This window comes from Candidatus Polarisedimenticolia bacterium (assembly GCA_036001465.1).
Taxonomy (GTDB): domain Bacteria; phylum Acidobacteriota; class Polarisedimenticolia; order Gp22-AA2; family Gp22-AA2; genus Gp22-AA3.
The window spans coordinates 40,550-59,026 of record DASYUH010000109.1; the positions used below are offsets into that span (position 1 = coordinate 40,550).

At 70.6% G+C, this 18,477-nt stretch carries 15 protein-coding genes; 2 read left to right on the forward strand and 13 right to left on the reverse strand.

Annotated elements, in window-relative coordinates:
* Genes VGV60_18340 through VGV60_18400 form a run of 13 tightly spaced genes read right to left on the reverse strand, consistent with a single transcriptional unit; the run spans position 1 to position 15,134 of the window.
* Positions 1-873 carry a cell division protein FtsQ/DivIB gene (locus VGV60_18340; GenBank protein ID HEV8703235.1) on the reverse strand — a complete coding sequence of 291 codons (873 nt, stop codon included), beginning with the start codon at positions 871-873 and terminating at the stop codon, positions 1-3.
* Entirely contained in the window at positions 864-1,775 is a 912-nt protein-coding gene (gene murB, locus VGV60_18345; protein ID HEV8703236.1) for a UDP-N-acetylmuramate dehydrogenase, read from the reverse strand. The genes VGV60_18340 and murB overlap by 10 nt, the downstream gene beginning before the upstream one ends.
* Before the next feature lie 16 nt (positions 1,776-1,791).
* Positions 1,792-3,168 carry a UDP-N-acetylmuramate--L-alanine ligase gene (gene murC, locus VGV60_18350; protein ID HEV8703237.1) on the reverse strand — a complete coding sequence of 459 codons (1,377 nt, stop codon included), beginning with the start codon at positions 3,166-3,168 and terminating at the stop codon, positions 1,792-1,794.
* Between the two features lie 34 nt (positions 3,169-3,202).
* Entirely contained in the window at positions 3,203-4,279 is a 1,077-nt protein-coding gene (gene murG, locus VGV60_18355) for an undecaprenyldiphospho-muramoylpentapeptide beta-N-acetylglucosaminyltransferase (GenBank protein HEV8703238.1), read from the reverse strand.
* Positions 4,280-4,322: 43 nt separating this feature from the next.
* On the reverse strand, positions 4,323-5,414 hold the full coding sequence (ftsW, locus tag VGV60_18360; GenBank protein ID HEV8703239.1) for a putative lipid II flippase FtsW: 1,092 nt from the start codon (positions 5,412-5,414) through the stop codon (positions 4,323-4,325).
* Positions 5,414-6,802 carry a UDP-N-acetylmuramoyl-L-alanine--D-glutamate ligase gene (murD, locus tag VGV60_18365; GenBank protein ID HEV8703240.1) on the reverse strand — a complete coding sequence of 463 codons (1,389 nt, stop codon included), beginning with the start codon at positions 6,800-6,802 and terminating at the stop codon, positions 5,414-5,416. The genes ftsW and murD overlap by 1 nt, the downstream gene beginning before the upstream one ends.
* A 5-nt stretch (positions 6,803-6,807) precedes the next feature.
* Entirely contained in the window at positions 6,808-7,893 is a 1,086-nt protein-coding gene (mraY, locus tag VGV60_18370) for a phospho-N-acetylmuramoyl-pentapeptide-transferase (GenBank protein HEV8703241.1), read from the reverse strand.
* On the reverse strand, positions 7,893-9,323 hold the full coding sequence (gene murF / locus VGV60_18375; protein HEV8703242.1) for a UDP-N-acetylmuramoyl-tripeptide--D-alanyl-D-alanine ligase: 1,431 nt from the start codon (positions 9,321-9,323) through the stop codon (positions 7,893-7,895). The genes mraY and murF overlap by 1 nt, the downstream gene beginning before the upstream one ends.
* 22 nt (positions 9,324-9,345) lie before the next feature.
* Positions 9,346-10,872: a UDP-N-acetylmuramoyl-L-alanyl-D-glutamate--2,6-diaminopimelate ligase gene (locus tag VGV60_18380; protein ID HEV8703243.1), complete on the reverse strand. Its 1,527-nt coding sequence runs from the start codon at positions 10,870-10,872 to the stop codon at positions 9,346-9,348.
* Positions 10,873-10,898: 26 nt separating this feature from the next.
* Positions 10,899-13,175, reverse strand: coding sequence for a penicillin-binding transpeptidase domain-containing protein (locus VGV60_18385; protein HEV8703244.1), 2,277 nt, complete (start codon positions 13,173-13,175; stop codon positions 10,899-10,901).
* Positions 13,176-13,197: 22 nt separating this feature from the next.
* Positions 13,198-13,725 (reverse strand): septum formation initiator family protein, encoded by a 528-nt coding sequence (locus tag VGV60_18390; protein ID HEV8703245.1) that lies wholly within the window; start codon positions 13,723-13,725, stop codon positions 13,198-13,200.
* Positions 13,722-14,669, reverse strand: coding sequence for a 16S rRNA (cytosine(1402)-N(4))-methyltransferase RsmH (gene rsmH / locus VGV60_18395; protein HEV8703246.1), 948 nt, complete (start codon positions 14,667-14,669; stop codon positions 13,722-13,724). The genes VGV60_18390 and rsmH overlap by 4 nt, the downstream gene beginning before the upstream one ends.
* A gap of 24 nt (positions 14,670-14,693) precedes the next feature.
* Entirely contained in the window at positions 14,694-15,134 is a 441-nt protein-coding gene (locus tag VGV60_18400; GenBank protein HEV8703247.1) for a division/cell wall cluster transcriptional repressor MraZ, read from the reverse strand.
* A 313-nt stretch (positions 15,135-15,447) separates the two neighbouring features.
* On the opposite strand from VGV60_18400, the gene VGV60_18405 reads away from it, so the two are divergent.
* Both VGV60_18405 and VGV60_18410 read left to right on the forward strand, forming a co-directional pair.
* The gene (locus VGV60_18405; GenBank protein HEV8703248.1) at positions 15,448-16,002 is read left to right on the forward strand and encodes an outer membrane beta-barrel protein; all 555 of its coding nucleotides are present in this window, start codon (positions 15,448-15,450) and stop codon (positions 16,000-16,002) included.
* A gap of 50 nt (positions 16,003-16,052) precedes the next feature.
* Positions 16,053-18,431: a S8 family serine peptidase gene (locus tag VGV60_18410; protein HEV8703249.1), complete on the forward strand. Its 2,379-nt coding sequence runs from the start codon at positions 16,053-16,055 to the stop codon at positions 18,429-18,431.
* Positions 18,432-18,477 lie beyond the last annotated feature (46 nt).

An 18,477-nucleotide genomic window follows, 5' to 3' on the forward strand; every position in this document is an offset into this window, starting at 1 on the left:
TCAGTCTCCCCTGTTGCTGTTCGAGGCCACGAGAGGGCGGAACACGATGCGGTCCTTGAACCTCAGGTCGACGTAGGCGCCGTCGCCGAAATCGGTGGCGAGATAGTCGCGCAGCGTCAGGTATCGATCGAGGTTTTCCCCGAAATCCACCGGGTCCAGCCGGACCGCCGCCCCCCCCTTGTTCATGCGCAGATCCATCCGGTCGTCGCGCGTCAGGTCCACCTCCGAAACCTCCTTCGCCAGGGACGGATACGATGCCTGAAGGTATTCGACCAGCGCCACGCCCCGCGCCATCTGCCGGCGCATGCGGTCGGGGTTCCGCTCGTCGATCCCGATGAAGATCGGCAGCGAGTAGTCCTGCGTCTGGCCGCCGTAGGGATCGATCGGCACCCCCTCTCCGTCCACCAGCCAGACCCGGTCGCGCAGGGCCGCCAGGCCGCGTGGGACGCGCTCCTCGATGGCGCAGAACAGGCCGTCGGGGAGGACGCGCTTGACGACGGCGCGCTTCACCCAGCGGCGCTCCTCCAGATCGCGGCCGAGGCGGGCCGGATCGAGGCGGAAGATGTTCCGCCCGAGGTGGCGCTGCAGCACGCGCCGCAGCTCGCCGGCGGAGGCGTAGCGCGTCTCGGAGAAGTCGATGCGCCGCAGCAGGAACCGCGGAGAATGCCTCACGTACCGGCGGGCGCCCCAGGCCGCGCCGCCGAGGACGGCCAGCGCGCACAGGGGAACCGCCAGCAGGAGACCGCTCCTGAATCGCCGGCGCCGCAGGACCTGCCCGCCGCGCCCCCGCCTGAGAATGCGGAGCGGCTCGGCGCCGGCGGAGCGCGCCGCCTCCCGGGTGTTCGTTGCGATGCGCCGGCGCTTCAGGTCCATACCACCACCTCGGTCTCGAGCGTGATGCCGGTCTTCCTGCTCACCTCGTCCCGGATCCGGTCGATCAGGGCCGCGACGTCCGCGTGGGTCGCGCCGCCCCGGTTGACGATGAAGTTGGCGTGGACCTCCGACACCGCCGCCTGCCCGACGGCGACGCCCTTGAGCCCGCAGGAGTCGATCAATTTCCCGGCGTGATCGTCCGGCGGATTCCTGAACATGCAGCCGGCGTTCCTGGCGGCGGTCGGCTGCGTCGCCACGCGCCGATCGTGGAACGACTTCATCCTCTCCTTGACCCGCGCCGGATCGTCCGGCGTCAGGCTCAGGGTCGCCGCCGCCACGAAGCGGTCGCCGACGCCCGGGCTCTGCCGGTACGCGAAGGTCCCCGGCCCGGTGAACAGGTCCTCGATCTCGCCGCGCCGCGACACGGCCAGGAACGACGAGACGGCGTCGCCGAACATCCCCTCGTGCCAGCCGGCGTTCATGCGCACGCACCCGCCGACGCTCCCCGGGATCCCCTCGGCGAACTCGATGCCCGAGAGGCCGGCGGCGGCCACCCGCTTCGCCAGCTTCGGCACCGAATAGCCGGCGCCGACGCGCACCGTCTCCCGGACGATCTCGGGCGCCGTGTCGAGGCCCTCGGACGAGATGACGACGAAGGACGGCCCCGCGTCGGCGACCAGGAGGTTCGAGCCGGCCCCCAGGTAGTCGAACGGCACGTCCGCCTCGGCGAAGCGCTCCAGGACGTCGGCGAGGTCCTCGGCCCGGGCGGGGACCAGGAAGAGGCGCGCCGGCCCGCCGACGCCGAGCGACGTGCGCGTCCTGAGCGCCACGTTGCGCAGGACATGCACCTTGGATTCGGCCAGGATCGACTCGGCCTCCGCCACCCAGTCTTTCGCCGCCATCGTCAGCACCACCCGCTCATGTCTTCCCCGGCAGGCGTTTCAGGAACTCGTCGCCGGCCTTGTAGACGCTGCCGGCCCCCATCGTGATCACCATGTCTCCCTCGCGCGCCCGCTCCAGGAGCCAGGCCGGGACGTCCTTGATGTCCCGCACCAGCGTCACGTCCTTGTGGCCGTGCTCCTCGATGGCCCGCGCCACGCCCTCGGCCGTGACTCCCGCGATCGGCGTCTCGCCGGCCGGATAGATGTCACACACGGCGAGGACGTCGGCGTCGTAGAAGCAGCGCCCGAACTCGCCGAGGAGGGCCTGGACGCGCGAGTACCGGTGCGGCTGGAACACCACCACGGTCCGGCGGCCGAAGCCCTTCTTGGCGGCGGAGAGAGTGGCCAGGATCTCCGAGGGGTGGTGGCCGTAGTCGTCGATGACCATGATCCCGGACGCCTCCCCCTTGAGCTGGAAGCGCCGATCGGCGCCGCTGAAGCGGGCCATCTCGGCGAGGATCGTCTCGAACGGCATCTCGAGATCGAGCCCCACGGCGATCGCCGCCAGGGAGTTCTGGATGCTGTGGCGCCCCGGCACGCGCAGGCTCACGCGCCCGAGCTTCTTCCCCTGCAGCCGGACCGCGTAGGCCGACTTGAACCCCTCCAGCTCGACGTCGGTGGCCGACAGGTCGGCCTGGGCCGAGAAGCCGTAGGTCACGACGCGGCGCGACAGGCGCGGCAGGATCTCCTGCACGCCCGGGTCGTCCAGGCAGACGATGCCGACGCCGTAGAACGGGACCTTGTTGAGGAAATCGACGAACGAGTCCTGCAGCCGGGACAGGGCGCCGTAGTGATCGAGGTGCTCGGCGTCGATGTTGGTCACCACGGCGATGGTCGGCGTCAGGCGCAGGAAGGAGCCGTCGCTCTCGTCGGCCTCGGCCACCAGCAGGTCGCCCTTGCCCAGCTTGGCGTTGCTGCCGATCACCCCGAGCCGGCCGCCGATGATGATGGTCGGATCGAGCCCCGCGCCCGACAGGACCTGGGCGACCATCGAGGTGGTCGTCGTCTTGCCGTGCGATCCGGCGATGGCGATGCCGTACTTGATGCGCATGAGCTCGGCCAGCATCTCGGCGCGCGGGATGACCGGGACCTGGCGCCTTCGGGCCTCCAGCACCTCGGGGTTGTCGGGGCGCACGGCGGACGACACGACGACCACGTCGGCGTCCCCGATGTGCTCCGCCCGGTGGCCGCGGGCGATGGTGCCGCCGAGCCCGCGCAGGCGCTGCACAATCGCCCCCTCCTCGAGATCGGAGCCGGTCACCTGGTACCCCAGGTTGATCAGGACCTCGGCGATGCCGCTCATGCCGCTGCCGCCGATCCCCACGAAGTGGATGCGGCGCGTCTTCCGGAGCATCACCATGGCCGCCTCCCGCCGGGCGCGCGCCCGCTCATGCGAGCATCTCCTCGATCATGTCCACGATGCGCGCCGCGGCGTCGGGGCGGGCCAGGGTCGCGACGGAGCGCTCCATGGCCATGACGCGCGTCGGATCGCCGCGCAGGGCCAGGATCTCGCGGGCGAGCGACTCGCCGGTCAGGGCGGACTCGTCCATCAGGATCGCGGCGCCCGTGTCGGACAGCTTGCGGGCGTTGAAGCGCTGGTGGTCGTGCGCCGAGGTGGGCAGGGGGACCAGGATCGACGCCTTGCCGCAGGCCGCGATCTCCGACACGCTGCTGGCGCCGGCCCGGGAGATCACCAGGTCGGCCCACTCGTACGCCTCGCGGATCGCCGTGATGTAGGGGACGACGGCGGCCTCGAATCCCAGGGCTTGGTACGCGGCCGAGACGCGCTCGAAGTCGGCCTGTCCGGTCCCGTGGGTGAAGCGCAGCCCGAGGCGGCTCGCGACGAGAAGGGGCAGGGCGTCGATGACCGCCCCGTTCAGGGCCTTCGCCCCCTGGCTGCCGCCGAAGATCAGCACGTTGAACGTATCCCCCCGGGTCTTGCGCTTCGCCCCGCGGAACCCGGCGCGGATCGGATTGCCCGACAGCTCGCCGCGGCCGCCGAACGAGTGCTTCGTCTCCTCGAACGACACCGCCACCTTGCGCACCACGGGGGCCAGGATCTTGTTGGTCAGGCCCGGGCGGTAGTTCTGCTCGTGGATCAGGCTGGGCAGGCGGAGCGTCACCGCGGCCATCACCATCGGGCCGGAGGCGTACCCTCCGACCCCGATCACCGCCTTCGGCTTCATCTTCATGAGCTCCCGGATCGCTTCGAGATACCCGGCCACCGCCCGTCCGATCCCGCGCACCCTTCCGGCCCACGACTTCCCGACCACGCCCCCGCTCGACACCGCGATCAGGCGGTACCCGTGCGCGGCCAGGATGCGGCGCTCCAGCTCGGTCCCCGCGCCGGCGAAGACGATCTCGACCCCGCGGCGCCGCGACGCCAGCTCCTCGGCGATGGCGATGCCGGGATACAGGTGCCCTCCCGTCCCGCCGCCGGCGATGACGAACGTCTCGGCCGCCATCTCTCCCCTGGGAGCCGGCCCGAATCCCGGGCCGGATCCCGCCCTACGAGGAGTGCTGCGAGATGTTCAGCAGCACACCGAGGGCGCACAGGCTGACGACCAGGCTCGATCCGCCGTACGACAGGAACGGCAGAGGGATCCCCTTGGTCGGCATCAATCCGAGCGTCACCGCCATGTTCATCATCGCCTGCGCGACCAGCCAGGTCGTGATCCCCATGCCGAGGTAATACCCGCCGCGGTCGGGGGCTCCGATCGCCGCCATGACGCCGCGCCAGAACAGGACGCCGAAGGCGGCGATCACCGCCGCCGCGCCGAGGAGCCCCAGTTCCTCGGAGATCACCGAGAAGATGAAATCGGTGTGCGGCTCCGGCAGGAAGAACAGCTTCTGGCGGCTCTCGCCCACCCCCTGCCCGTGCAGGCCGCCGCTCGCCACGGCCAGGATCGACTGGCGCACCTGAAAGCCGGCCCCGAGCGGATCGTCCTCCGGGTTCATGAACGACAGGATGCGGCGCACGCGGTACGGCGCCTGCAGGATCATCAGCCCGAGGGCCAGGAGACAGCCGCCCCCCGAGACGACGAGATACCGCCAGCGCAGCCCGGCGAGGAACAGGATGACGATCGCCACGAGCACGTAGATCGCCGCGGTCCCGAGATCGGGCTGCAGGTAGACCAGGAGCGCGAGCTGGCCGACGACGACGGCGCACGGGATGATGGTCCCCACGACGTCGTTCACCTGCGCCTCCTTGCGCGCCATCAGGTAGGCGAGGAACAGGACCAGCGCCAGCTTGGCGATCTCGGACGGCTGGATCTGCACCGGGCCGAGGACGATCCAGCGGTGCACCTGGTGCGTCCGATCGGCGACCAGGGCGCCGATCAGGAGAAGCGTGCTGACCAGGAGGGCGAAGTAGACCAGCGGCCGCTTCAGGAGCCGCCGGTAGTCCACGTGCATCGCCGCCACCATGCATCCGAGCCCGGCGACCGCGGCGGCCGACTGCTTCAGGAGGAAGTGGTGCGCCCCTCCGAAGCGCTCCATGGCGATGACCGCCGAGGCGCTGTAAATCATCAGGAGGCCGAACAGCGTGAGACCGACCCCCACCCCGAACAGCGTCTTGTCGAACGCCAGCTTGCGCGCCATCAGCCCCCCGCCTCGAGCGCCAGGACGAGCCGGCGGAAGTCCTCGCCGCGCGCCTCGAACCCCGTGTACTGGTCGTACGAGGCGCACGCCGGCGCCAGCAGGACCACGCCCGCCGCGGGGGCCACGGATCGGGCCGCCTCGACCGCCTCGGCCATCGTGACCACCTTCGTCGTCGGGACGGCGGCGCCGATCTGGGAGGCGATCGCGTCGCGCGCCTGGCCCATCAGGACCAGGTGCTCCACCCGGCCGCGGATGAGGGGTAGGAGCTCCGTGAAGTCCCCCCCCTTGTCCTTGCCGCCCAGGATCAGCACGACATTCCGCGGGAAGCTCTCGAGCGATTTCATCGTGGCGGCGACGTTGGTCGCCTTGGAGTCGTTGAAGTAGGCGACCCCGCCGACCTGGCGCACCTTCTCCAGGCGGTGCGGCAGTCCCCGGAAGGAGGCCAGGCCGCGCTCGGCCCTGGGCAGGGGGACCCCGCACAGGTCGGCGATGAGGAGGGCCGTCATGACGTTCTCGATGTTGTGCGCGCCGAACAGCGTCACCTTCTCCAGGGGAATCGACCGGATCTCGCGCCCGCCGCTGCGCACGACGATGGAGGCGTCCCTGAGAAAGGCTCCGTCCTCGACCTCGAGGGCGCGGCTGAAGGGATGCAGGCGCGACTTCAGCGTCCCGGCCATCCCCCACACCTCGGGATCGTCCCGGTTCAGGATGGCGTTGTCGGCCGGCCCCTGGTTCTTGAAGATGCGCGTCTTGGCGTGGTAGTACGACAGAGGGCTGTCGTAGCGGTCCAGGTGGTCCGGAGCCAGGTTCAAGAGCGCGGCGATCCAGGGACGGAAGGTGTCGATCGCCTCGAGCTGGAACGACGACAGCTCGACCACATAGTAGTGGTCCGGCGCGTCGCGCGGGATCAGGTCGGTCAGAGGCAGGCCGATGTTGCCGCAGGCGGTCGCCTTGAGCCCGGCGCCGGAGAGGAGATGGGCGGTCAGGGCGGTCGTGGTGCTCTTGCCGTTCGTGCCGGTGATGCCGATCAGGATCCCCTGCAGGAACCAGGAGGCGAGCTCGATCTCCCCGACCACGCGCACGCCTCGGCGGCGCGCCTCGGCGATCGGCGCGATGGACAGCGGCACCCCGGGGCTGACCGCGACGAGATCGGCGGCCGCGAAGGTGTCGGAGGAGTGCATTCCGAGCTCGAGCTTCGCGCCGTCTCTGGCCAGCTCGGCCACGGCGGGACCGAGCTCCTCCCAGCCGCGCACGTCCGTGAGGACGACCCGGGCCTGCCGGGACAGCAGGAAGCGGGCCATGGCCAGGCCGCTGGCCTGGGCGCCTACGACGACGACCCTGCTGCCGCCGAGCTTCGGCGGGGACGGGTGCTCCTTGATCGCGTGCATGGCTCTCACCGCAGTTTGAGCGTCGACAGGCTCAAAAGCGAGAAAATGATGGCGACAATCCAGAAACGGATGACGACCTTCTGCTCGGGCCAGCCGCTCAGCTCGAAGTGATGGTGGATGGGCGCCATCCGGAAAATCCGCTTGCCGCGCATCTTGAACGATCCCACCTGCAGGATGACCGACAGCGCCTCGATGACGAACAGCCCGCCCACGAACACCAGGAGGACCTCCTGCTTGATCGCCACGGCCACGGTGCCGAGCGACGCGCCGATCGCCATCGATCCGACGTCGCCCATGAACACCTGGGCCGGGTTGCAGTTGAACCAGAGAAAGCCGAGCGAGGCGCCGACCAAAGCACCGAAGATGATCGCCAGCTCCCCCGCTCCCTTGACGTTCGGAACGTCGAGATAGCCGGCCACCTTCGCGTGGCCGGCGATGTACGCGAGGATGGCGTACGTGCCGGAGGCGATGAGCGACGAGCCGATCGCCAGGCCGTCCAGGCCGTCGGTCAGGTTGACGGCGTTGGCCGCGCCGACGATCACGATCATCGCCCAGGGCACGTACCACATCCCGAGATCGGGCGTCCAGTTCTTGAAGAACGGCAGGCTGAACTGCGTCGTGTAGCGCCCCTGATCGGCCAGCCACAGGAGCCACATTCCGAGCAGGAGAGCCACCGTCCACTGCGCGATCATCTTCTGCTTCACGGTCAGCCCGAGGGACCTCTTGCGTGTGATTTTGAGGTAGTCATCCGCGAATCCGATGACCCCGTAGAGGAGCATGGACACGAGAACCATCCACACGAAGGGGTTGGTGAGATCCGCCCACAAGAGCGACGGAAGAACCACGGCGGTGATGATGAGGAGCCCTCCCATGGTGGGAGTGCCTTTCTTGGTTTGGTGGGAAAGAGGCCCCTCGGGTCTGATTTGCTGCCCTATCTGAAACTCCCGCAACCGGTTGATCAGCCTGGGTCCCAGGAGCAGGCTGATGAGAAGCGCGGTCAAAGTCGCCAGAGCCGCCCGGAAGGTGATGTACCGGACGACGTTCATGATCTTGATCGACGGATAGAGAGCGAACAGGAGGTGGTAGAGCATCAGTGCACCCCTCCCGGGCCGCCCGCGGGCGCGCCGCCTGCGGCGCCGAGGAGCGCCTGCACCACGCGCTCCATCTTCATGCCGCGCGATCCCTTGACCAGGACGAGGTCTCCAGGCCGCATGGCGGAGGCGACGAAGGCCGCGGCCGCCTCCGAGTCCTCGAAATGCCGCACCTCCGCCGCCCCCGACGAGGCGGCGGCGCCGGCGGCCTTCCGGTGCAGCGGCCCGACGGCGACGAAGAGGTCGATGCCCGCCTCGGCCACGCGCCTGCCGAGCCGGGCGTGCGCCGGCCCTTCGTAGCTCCCCAGCTCCAGCATGTCGCCCGAGACCAGGACGCGCCGCCCGCGAGGCGACGCGGCCGCCAGCGCCTCGAGGGCCTTCTCCATCGCCGCCGGGTTGCTGTTGTAGGAATCGTCCAGGACCTCGACTCCGTTCGCGAGGCGGTGCAGGACGCCCCGCATGCTGGCCGGGCGGACGGTCTCGAGGCCGCGGCGGATCTCGTCGCCGCTCAGGCCGAAGGCGCGTCCGATCGCCGCCGCGGCCAGGGCGTTGTAGACGTTGTGCTTCCCCGGCAGGGCCAGGCTCACCGGCACGCTCCCGCCGTCGTGGCGCAGGACGAACCGCGAGCCGCGGAGCCCGTCCACCTCGATCGCCTCGGCTCTCATCTGCGCCTTCTTCGTCCTGAGGCCGTACGCGATGGACGGCCCCGGGAAGGCGCGGCCGAGGCGCGCCACCAGGCGGTCGTCCGCGTTGTAGACGGCGATGGCGTCGGGCCGCATCCCGGCGAACAGCTCCCCCTTGGCCGCGGCGATCTTCTCGATCGTCCCGAAATGCTCGAGATGGACCTTGAGGACGTTCAGGATGGCCCCGACGTCCGGGTCGGCGATCTCGACCAGCCTGGCGATTTCGCCCTTGTAGCTCATTCCCATCTCCAGGACCGCCGCCTCCTGCCCCTGGCGCAGCCGCAAGAGCATCAGCGGCAGCCCGTAGGTGTTGTTCAGGTTCCCTTCCGACTTCAAGACCGCGAAGCGCTGCGCCAGGACGGCCGCCGTCATCTCCTTGGCCGTCGTCTTGCCGGCGCTGCCGGTGATGCCCGCGACCCGCAGCGGCCGCGCCCGCCTCACGTGCGCCCCGAGATCCTGGAGCGCCCGCGTCGTGTCCTTCACCCTCACGATCGCCGGGGCGTCCGGGAACCGCGCCGGGCCGCCCCGCTGCACCACAACCGCGATCGCACCGGCGGCGATCGCCTGCCCCACGTACTCGTGACCGTCGACCCGCGGGCCGACGATCGCGAAGAACAGCTCCCCCGGCTTCACGGTGCGCGAGTCGATGCTGTACCCGTCGACCTCGCGCCCCGCGCCCCCCTCGGGCGGCCGGGCCCCCAGGGCCACCTCGCCGCCCACGGCCCGCGCGATGGCCTGAAGACTCATCCTGGGCATGTCCCGCCGGCCTTCAGCAGGCCGCCTGGCCGCGCGCCGATCCGCCGGCCGGCGAGCGCAGGGCCTCGCGCGCCACCTCGCGGTCGTCGAACGGGATGGTCCGGTCGCCCAGGATCTGGTACGTCTCGTGCCCCTTGCCGGCGACCACGACGCAGTCCCCCTCCCCGGCGAGCGACAGGGCGCGGCGGATCGCCTCCTTGCGATCCGGGATCACCAGGCAGCGCTCCTGGCCGGCCGCGTCCCCGCCGAGCGCCCGCCGCACGCCCGGCAGGATGTCCTGGATGATCGCCATCGGGTCCTCGCTCCGCGGGTTGTCGGAGGTGACCACCACGACGTCGCTTCCGGCCGCCGCGGCGAACCCCATCAGCGGGCGCTTGCCCCGATCGCGGTCGCCCCCGCAGCCGAACACGGCGATCACCCGCCGGGGGCGCAGGTCGCGCACCGCCAGGAGGAGAGTGCGCAGGGCGTCGTCGGTGTGGGCGTAGTCCACCAGCACGGTGAACCGCTGCCCCTCGTCGACGCGCTCGAAACGGCCCGGCACGCCGCGCACGGACAGGAGGCCCTGCTCGACCGCCTCGGGCGGCACGTCCAGGGCCAGGGCGGTCGCGGCCGCCGCCGCCAGGTTGAAGGCGTTCGGCCGGCCGAGAAGCGGCGCGTGCACGCGGAGCCGTCCCGGGCCGGGGAGGCCCGGCGCGACGGCCAGGGCGATCTCGGTGCCGGAAGCGGAGGCGCGGATCTCCTCGAGGCGCACGTCCGCCCCCTCGCGCTGTCCAAACGTGAGCACGCGACCCCGCGTGAGCCCGCGGAGGCGCCCGGCGTGAGGGTCGTCGGCGTTGAGGATCGCGACCGCCTTGGGGTCGAGCCCGCGGAACAGGGCCGCCTTGGCCTCGAAGTACCGCTCCATCGTGCCGTGAAAGTCGAGATGGTCCTGCGTCAGGTTGGTGAACACCGCGGCGGCGAAGCGGAGGCCGGCGACACGGTCGAGGACCAGCGAGTGGGACGACACCTCCATGGCGCAGGAGCGCGCCCCGGCGGTGGCGTAGCGGTCGAGGAGCCGATAGAGGTCGAGGGACTCGGGGGTCGTGCGCCCCGCCTTCGTCTCGTCGCGGTTGTAGCGGTACAGGACCGTGCCCAGGATGCACGGCTTCAGCCCGGCTTCGGCGAGGATCGACTCGAGCAGGAACGAGACCGTCGTCTTCCCGTTGGTGCCCGTGACGCCCACCAGGGTCATCTGCTCGTCGGGGCGGCCGTAGTAGTTGCGCGCCATGAGCGCCAGGCCACGGCGCTCGTTGTCCACCTGCACCCAGGCCACCTCGCCCGTGGGACGGCCGGGCTCGCGGTGCGACAGGACGGCCACGGCCCCCTTCTCCATCGCGGAGTCGACGAACTCGTTGCCGTCGCTCTTCTGGCCGCGCAGGGCGGCGAACAGGTATCCCGGCTCCACCGACCGCGAGTCGTACGCGAGGCCCCGGATCGGGGTGGACGGGCTGCCGGCCAGCTTCGCGTCCGCCAGGCCTTCGAGTAGCTGCCAGAGCTGCACCTGGGTCCCTGCCTCCTCGGATCGATCTAGTAGGTCACCGCGCACGGGGTCGCGGGCGTGACCTGCGTTCCCGGCTCGGGGTCCTGCCGGACGACGCTCGGGCCGTTCCGGTCGTGGAGGCACGAGAGGCCGGCGGCCGCCAGGGCCTCGGTGGCCTGGCGCAGGCTGAGCCCGACGATGTCGGGCATCGCCGTGGCCGTCCGGGCCGGCAGCGTCCGCAACGTCACGGGGAGCAGTCCTTCGAGCGAGGCGCGCACCGCGCCGCCGGTCCGCCGGAGGGCCGGAACGGCGCCGGCGGCCACCGCGTCCCGACGCGCCCGGCTCACTCCGTCCCGCGAACGCGCGCGGTCCGGCCGGTCGCGGTCCTGCAGGTCGCCGTCGTCGGGCGCGGCCGAAGCCAGAAGCGATCGATCGAAGACCAGGGGCTCCTCGTGATCGGGCGGCACCTTGAGGTACATGAGCGTCGAGGAGGCGATGCGCGAGAAGACGGGGGCGGCCACGTCCCCGCCGTGGAACTTCGCGCCCTTCGGCTCGTCCACCATGACCACGATCGCCAGGGCCGGCGTGCCGGCCGGCACGAACCCGGCGAACCACGAGACGTACTTGCCGCGAGCGTAGCGGCCGCTCGAGTCGATCTTCTGCGCCGTGCCGGTCTTGCCGGAGACGCTGTAGCCGGAGACCGACGCCGCCTTGCCCGTCCCGTCGGTCGTCACCATCTGAAGGATCGAGCGCAGCGTGCGGGCGGTGCGTGCCTCGATCACGCGGCGCTCGTCGGGGACGGCGGGGGCGCCCGGGGCGGGGACCGCAACCGGGAGGCCGGCATCGCCCGCGGAGGCCTGCGAGGGGAACACGCCCCCGGGGAGCCCGGCGCGACCGTTCGGGGCCGGGATGAGCGCCTGCACGATGTGCGGCCGCTTCCAGACGCCGTCGTTGGCGATGGCTCCCATCATCGCCGCGAGCTGGAGCGTGGTCACGCCGATCTCCTGGCCCATGGCGAGGGACGCCTGCGACAGCCCGGACCAGGCGGACACGTCGCGCAGGATCCCGGGGCTCTCGCCCGGCAGGTCGACGCCGGTCTTGCGGCCGAAACCGAAGTCCCGGATGTAACCGATGAACTCGTCGGCCTTGAGACGCTGGGCCACCTTGATGGCCCCGACGTTGCTGGACTTGGCCAGCACTTCGGAGAACGTCAGGTTGCCGTAGGGCAGGCGGTCCTCCTTGAACCGGTGCTTCGCCACCACGATCGATCCGTTCTCGCACCAGATCACCTCCTTCGGGTGTACGCGCCCGGTGTCGAGGGCCGCGGCGGCGGTGACCACCTTGAAGGTGGAGCCCGGCTCGTAGTAGTCGGTCGTGGCGCGATTGCGCCGCGCGGTGTCGCGCGCCTCCGAGTAAGCGTTCGGGTCGAAGACCGGCCGGCTGGCCAGGGCGAGGACCTCGCCCGTCCGAGGCCGCAGCACCACGACGGTGGCCCCCTCGGCCCGGGTCTCCCGCATCGACTCGTCGAGCGCCCGCTCGACGTCGTATTGAATGACCTCGTCCACGGTGAGGCGCAGCCCGAACCCGGGCGCCGGCTCCTTCTTCTCGCGGTCGAGGACGCGCCCGCCGCGGCCGTCGCGCAGGGCGACCATCTGGCCCGGCGTGCCGCGGATGGCGCCGTCGTACATGAACTCGAGCCCGTCCAGCCCCTGGTTGTCCAGGCCGCAGGCGCCCACGACGTGCGCGGCCAGGGCGCGCTTCGGGTAATAGCGCCGGCTCTCGCGCACGAACCCGACGCCGGCGATCTTCAGGGCCTCGATCCGCCGGCGCAGATCCGGCGTGATCTTTCTCTTGACCCAGACGAAGTGGCGGTCGCTCGCGAGGCGCTCGCGCAGATCGGACGCCGGCAGGCCGACGACCGGGGCGAGGCGGCGGGCCGCCGCGGCCGGGTCGTCCACGGCCCCCGGCTCGGCGAACGCCGAGTCGACGTCCACGCTCACAGCCAGCTCCTTGCCGTTCCGGTCCAGGATCGGGCCGCGCAGCGGATCGAGGGTGATGGTCCGCTCCTGCTGCGAGCGGGCCTGGTCCAGGAGCTCGGGGGCGCGAATCACCTGAAGATGGGCGCAGCGCCCGAAGATCCCGAGCAGGCCGGCGGCCACGCCGACCACCAGCAGGATCAGCCGGGCCCGCTGGCCCCGCGGGGCGCGCTCGTCGCGCGGCGCGCGCGCCTGCCCGCCCGCGAAGGAGCGCGGGCGCCCCGCCCTGGTGCGTCCCCGCGATCGTCGCCAGCCGCCGTCGATGATTCCGGCAAGTCCTCGCCTCATCGTCGTCCCCCCGCCGCCCCCCTCAGGGCGCATTCGTCCTGTCCGGCCGTGCCTTCCTGACCGTCCCCACCGCTGGAATGATTCCCAGGCCCGCTTCAAGGACGCCGGTCCCGTCCCCGGCCCCGCCGTCCGCGGGGGCCGCGCCGGCGCCGCCCCGGCTCCCGCCGCGCGGGGACCCGGCCCGGGCCTGCACCTGGTTGATGCGGCCGTCGATCACCGACACCCTGCGCACGTCGGTCGGCGACGGATCGACGAGGCCGAGCTCCTTGCGCGCCATGCGCTCGATGCGGTCCGGCGACATGAGAAAGGAGCGCTCGACCGCGAGGTGCTTGTTCTGCTCCTGCAGCTCCTGGCGCTCCTTCTTGAGCGCCTCGACCTGGTAGGAGATCCGGAGGAAGTCGACGCGCTGCCAGACGTACGCCAGGAGCGGCACGAGGATCGCGGCGCCGTAGACGAGGAGACGGCGCAGCTCGCGGGCGCGGGCGCGGTCCTTCTCCTTGACCATGCGCGCGTTGATCAGGAGGCGCGGGGCCTCGGCGCGATGGCTCATGCGGCCGGCTCCAGCCGTTCGAAGGCGCGCAGCCGCGCGCTGCGGCTGCGCGGGTTGTCCTCGATCTCGGCGGTCGCCGGGCGCACCGCCCTCGGTGTCACGGGCTTCAGGATTCCCGGGCGGCCGCAGGCGCACACCGGAAGATCGCGCGGGCAGAGGCAGCGACGGGTCAGGCCGCGCAGCGAGCCCTTGACGATCCGGTCCTCGAGGGAATGGAACGCGATGACGACGATCCGGCCGCCCGGAAGGAGCCGTCGGGCGGCGTCCTCGAGCAGGCGGTCGAGCCCGTCCAGCTCGGCGTTCACGGCGATCCGCAGCGCCTGGAAGGCGCGGGTCGCCGGGTGGATCCGCCCGCCGCGGCGCGCCGGGATCGCGTCCGACACGATGTCCGCGAGCGCCCGCGTGGTTGTGATCGGGGCGCGGGCCCGGGCGCGCGCGATGGCCCGCGCGATCCGCCGCGCCTGCGGCTCCTCACCGAACGTCTCGAGAATCGAGGCGAGCCGATCCGCAGGAGCGGAGTTTACCAGGTCGGCCGCCGTGGCCGGCTGCGTCCGATCCATCCTCATATCGAGGGGCCCGTCCTCGCGGAACGAGAAGCCGCGCTCCGGATCGTCGAGCTGCAGGGACGAGACGCCGAGGTCGAGGAGGATCCCGGACACGGCATCGAGGCCGAGCTCGTCCAGAAGGGCGGGCAGCCGCCGATAGTCGGCGTGCCGGAGAAGGACGCGCTCGCCGCACGGCGCCAGCCTCTTCGAGGTGGCCGCGAGGGCGTCCGGGTCGCGGTCGCAGCCGAGAAGGCGCCCGTCAGGCGCCGTGGCCCGCAGAATGGCCTCGGCATGGCCGCCGGCCCCGACCGTGCCGTCCACCCAGAAGCCGCCCGGCCGGCAGCGCAAAGCCTCCAGCGTCTCCCTGAGGAGGACCGGCCGGTGCGTCGTGCCGTCCATGTCGTTCCGCGTTGCACGCTCTCCTCAAAGGCCGAGGGAGGAAAGGGCTTTGTAGTCCTCGTCGGTCAGGGGCCCCGCGTCGAGCTTCGCCTGGAATTTCTCGCGGTTCCAGATGTCCAGGTAGGACAGGTTGCCCAGAACGGCGACCTCGCCGTCGATGCCGCTCTTCTGGCGCAGGAGCGGATGGATCAGGATGCGCCCCTGGTCGTCCATGGCGGCCGATTGCCCGTAGTAGTTCACGAAGTCCCGGAAACGGGCCACCGGCGGGCTCATGGACGAGTGGGCGGCGATCTTCTTTTCGATCTCCAGCCAGACCGGCATCGGGTAGACCCGCACGAAATGGCCGGTGAGGGAGGTCACGAAACACTCGCGGCCGTAGGTCTCTTCGAGATGTTTTCGGAAGAGGCTGGGGATCTTGAGGCGCCCCTTGTCGTCCAACTTCGCCGGGGTGTTTCCCCTCAGCATCCGATCCTCGTCGGTGGTTCCGGCCGTGCTGCACCGGCGGGGGAATACGCTGACTCAGCCCCCCCTGAGCTGTCTGCACCGGTCAATTTTTTTCTAGGGTCAAATGGCCACTTTAGACCACTTCACTCCACCGCGCGAATATAGAGAGTCGCCCCATTGTTGTCAAGCACAAACTTAAACACCTCCAAGCAGATAGCTGACGTTTCGATCTGTGGACCCAGACAGCTCAATATGTATGAACGCGTTTCATTATAGACACTAGATAGTGTGGAAAATTGCGAAACCAGGAATCGACCTGTGATAGCATCCGGCCATGAAGCAGGCTGCGGCCGTCGCGCCGTTCGTCATCCTGCTTGCGACATGTTCAATTCCCGGGACCGTCCTGGCGGCAAGCCAGCCCGGCGATTTCTCGTTCTTCGCGGGGATCGGCGAGTCCGGCACCAAGAGCGACAACTCGTACCGAGCCGACCAGACGCTCAGTTTCGCCCTGCAGTACCAGAAGAGCGGCTACGCCGCCTATCGCGCCGCGACCGGGTTCTTCGCGCTGAGCGGGCGGGAGACCATCAGCCCCAGCATCGGCACCCGCGACGCCAGCGCCTTCTTTCTCACGGGGGACGTCCTTTTCACGCCCCGTTTCCGCATGGTGAACCCCTACGTGGCCGGAGGGGTCGGCTTCTACGACGTCCGCCTGACCGATGACCGGGACACCCACAACGGCGTCGAAATCGGGATCAACTGGGGAATCGGGCTGAACGTCGAGCTCCTGAGGTGGTTCGCCATACACGGCGAGCTCGCCTACCACTACATGACCGGGGACCTCTCGAACCCGGTGCAGCTGATCACCGTGGGCGGCCGCTTCGACTTCTAGACACTCCTGTCGTTGCCCGGGCCCGGATCCCACCGTACACTTAGCGCCGCATGAGAATTTCCCGCTACGCCCGGGGGGTCTGCTGCACCGCTCCGGTCCTCATTCTGCTGGCCCTGTCCGCTTCCGCCGCAGGCCCCGCGCCGCGGAACGGAGCCCAGGCCTCGGAATCGGCCTGGGAGCGCAAGCTCGATCCGTTCCTGCGGCGGCTGGCCCTGGGGACGGTGAAGGCCGAGGGGCGGTTCAGGGAGGCGGTGCCCGGGCGATCGGAGCGGCTCGCCAGGTCGCTGCCGGCATTCCTGCAGGTCGAACGGCGGGCCGAGCCGCTGGTGCACGTCAAGGCCGGCCTCGCCGCGAACGAGCCGGACGGGGCCCGCGCCTGGAGGTCCCTCTCGCCCGATCTTCCAGGCCTCGGGGTCATGGTGAAGGGGCGCGTCGCCACGGTCGCATCCCTCCGGGTCCCGGCCGCCGCCCTGGAAGCTCTGGCCAGGAGGCCCGAGATCGCCTGGCTGAAGGCGGCCCACGGCTACAACCTGCTCAACGAGGTCAGCACCTCTGCGGCGCACCTGGGATCGGACGAGGCGAACGGCATCTTCACGCGCGGCGCCGGAGCGATCGTCGCCGTGGTGGACACCGGCATCGCCTGGGCCGACCGGGACTTCAGGAAGGGGGACGGGACCACGCGCATCCTCGGCATCTGGGACATGACCCTGACCGATCCGGCCCATCCGCCGCCCGCCGGGTTCTCGTTCGGCGCCTGGTATCCGCAGAGCGTCATCCAGACGGCGATCGCCACGAGTGGAACGCTCCTGACCGGAGACGGCCACGGCCACGGCACGCACGTCGCAGGCACCGCCGCCGGCAACGGCCTGCGGACGGGGAACGGCGTGCCGGCCGGGACGTTCGCGGGCGTGGCCCCCGAGGCCGACCTGCTGATCGTCCGGGTGTTCGACAACAGCGGGACCTTCTGCGGCGACTGCGACCTGACGGCGGCCGTGCAGTTCATCAGCCAGACGGCGGCGGCCGCCGGGAAACCGTGGGTCGGCAACATGAGCCTCGGCACCGACATCGGGGCGCACGACGGGACCGATCCGGACGAGCGCTCGATCGATGCGCTGGTCGGCCCTGGCCGGCGCGGCGCCCAGCTGGCGATCGCCGCCGGAAACTCCGGCGGGCATGATTCGAGCGTGCATCGCCATCACTGGGAGGCCGCGCTGCCGGCGGTCGGCGCCTCGGCCATCAACACCTTCACACTGTCGTACTCGCCGAACGGCGGCGCGGACAACGACTTCATCTGGCTGGATCTCTGGTACAAGGGGGCCGACCGGGCCACGGTGAGCCTGGTCACGCCCACCGGGATCACCGTGAGCGCGGCGCGCGGCGCCGATTCGGGGGTCGTCTGCACCGCCGACGGGGCGGTGCAGATCGACGCCACGAACGGGCCGGACCCGATCAACGGCGACAACGAAGTCTTCATGCAGATCTGGGACAGCAGCACCTGCGCCACGCCCTTCCCGCCGAAAACCGGCAGCTGGACCGTCCGGGTCACGACCGACGCCATCGCTTCCGCCTCGCCGACCTTCGATCTGTGGGACGAAGCGGACGCGGGGGGCCTGGGGTTCGTCAGCCTGGCCGTCTCGAGCACCGCCAAGAGCGTCTCCCTCCCGGGCACCGCGAGGCACGCCATCACCGCCGGCTCGTATGTCAGCAAGGATCGCTGGATCACCGCGGTGAACCAGCAGTTCATCGCTTCCCTGAGCACCTCTGGAGGTGTCGGGAGCCTGTCCGGCTTCTCGGGCCTCGGCCCGACGCGCGACGGTCGGATCAAGCCGGACATCGCGGCCCCGGGCGAATACATCGGCTCGACTCTCGCCGGGTCGATCCAGGCGTTGTGCAACAACAACTGCAAAGAGCGCGATGGTGAGCACGGCAACATCCGCGGCACCAGCATGGCGACGCCGCACGTCGCCGGGACCGCCGCGCTCCTCTTGGCAATCAATCCGAACCTGGAGGGGCCGGAGGTGAAGGCGGCGATCACCGCCTCGGCGCGATCCGACTCATTCGCGGTCGCCCCCGGCCCGCTGCCCAACACCTGGTTCGGGAGCGGCAAGCTGCGCGCCCTGGAGGCGGGATACGTCGCGGCGTCGCTGGTCACCGATTTCGCCGACACCGCGACCGGCTTCACGGGCACCGACAGCCCGTTCGTGGACACGTACAACGTGTATCGCGGCACGATCCCCGGCATTTCGCCGAGCGCCTATGGCGCCTGCCTCCTGATGGGGCAGCCCTCTCCCACGTTCAGCGACCCTGCGAACCCGCCCGCCGGGCAGGTGTATTTCTACCTGGTCACCGGCGTGCACGCCGGCGTCGAGGGGATCCTCGGCACCGACAGCACGGGCCGCATCCGCCCCAACACCAGTCCCTGCCTCTGATACCATGCGCCCTCCGGCGCGGGCGCTTCCCGACCGGGAGGATTCG

What these genes read in the sequence shown, in the direction of transcription:
- VGV60_18390 (HEV8703245.1), bottom strand. Translation starts at nt 13,725, where the DNA reads ATGAGCCATCGCGCCGAGGCCCCGCGCCTCCTGATCAACGCGCGCATG.
- murC (HEV8703237.1), bottom strand. Translation starts at nt 3,168, where the DNA reads ATGCTCCGGAAGACGCGCCGCATCCACTTCGTGGGGATCGGCGGCAGC.
- rsmH (HEV8703246.1), bottom strand. Translation starts at nt 14,669, where the DNA reads ATGGACGGCACGACGCACCGGCCGGTCCTCCTCAGGGAGACGCTGGAG.
- murF (HEV8703242.1), bottom strand. Translation starts at nt 9,323, where the DNA reads ATGAGTCTTCAGGCCATCGCGCGGGCCGTGGGCGGCGAGGTGGCCCTG.
- VGV60_18340 (HEV8703235.1), bottom strand. Translation starts at nt 873, where the DNA reads ATGGACCTGAAGCGCCGGCGCATCGCAACGAACACCCGGGAGGCGGCG.
- murD (HEV8703240.1), bottom strand. Translation starts at nt 6,802, where the DNA reads ATGCACGCGATCAAGGAGCACCCGTCCCCGCCGAAGCTCGGCGGCAGC.
- mraY (HEV8703241.1), bottom strand. Translation starts at nt 7,893, where the DNA reads ATGCTCTACCACCTCCTGTTCGCTCTCTATCCGTCGATCAAGATCATG.
- murB (HEV8703236.1), bottom strand. Translation starts at nt 1,775, where the DNA reads ATGGCGGCGAAAGACTGGGTGGCGGAGGCCGAGTCGATCCTGGCCGAA.
- murG (HEV8703238.1), bottom strand. Translation starts at nt 4,279, where the DNA reads ATGGCGGCCGAGACGTTCGTCATCGCCGGCGGCGGGACGGGAGGGCAC.
- VGV60_18405 (HEV8703248.1), top strand. Translation starts at nt 15,448, where the DNA reads ATGAAGCAGGCTGCGGCCGTCGCGCCGTTCGTCATCCTGCTTGCGACA.
- VGV60_18385 (HEV8703244.1), bottom strand. Translation starts at nt 13,175, where the DNA reads ATGAGGCGAGGACTTGCCGGAATCATCGACGGCGGCTGGCGACGATCG.
- ftsW (HEV8703239.1), bottom strand. Translation starts at nt 5,414, where the DNA reads ATGGCGCGCAAGCTGGCGTTCGACAAGACGCTGTTCGGGGTGGGGGTC.
- VGV60_18410 (HEV8703249.1), top strand. Translation starts at nt 16,053, where the DNA reads ATGAGAATTTCCCGCTACGCCCGGGGGGTCTGCTGCACCGCTCCGGTC.
- VGV60_18400 (HEV8703247.1), bottom strand. Translation starts at nt 15,134, where the DNA reads ATGCTGAGGGGAAACACCCCGGCGAAGTTGGACGACAAGGGGCGCCTC.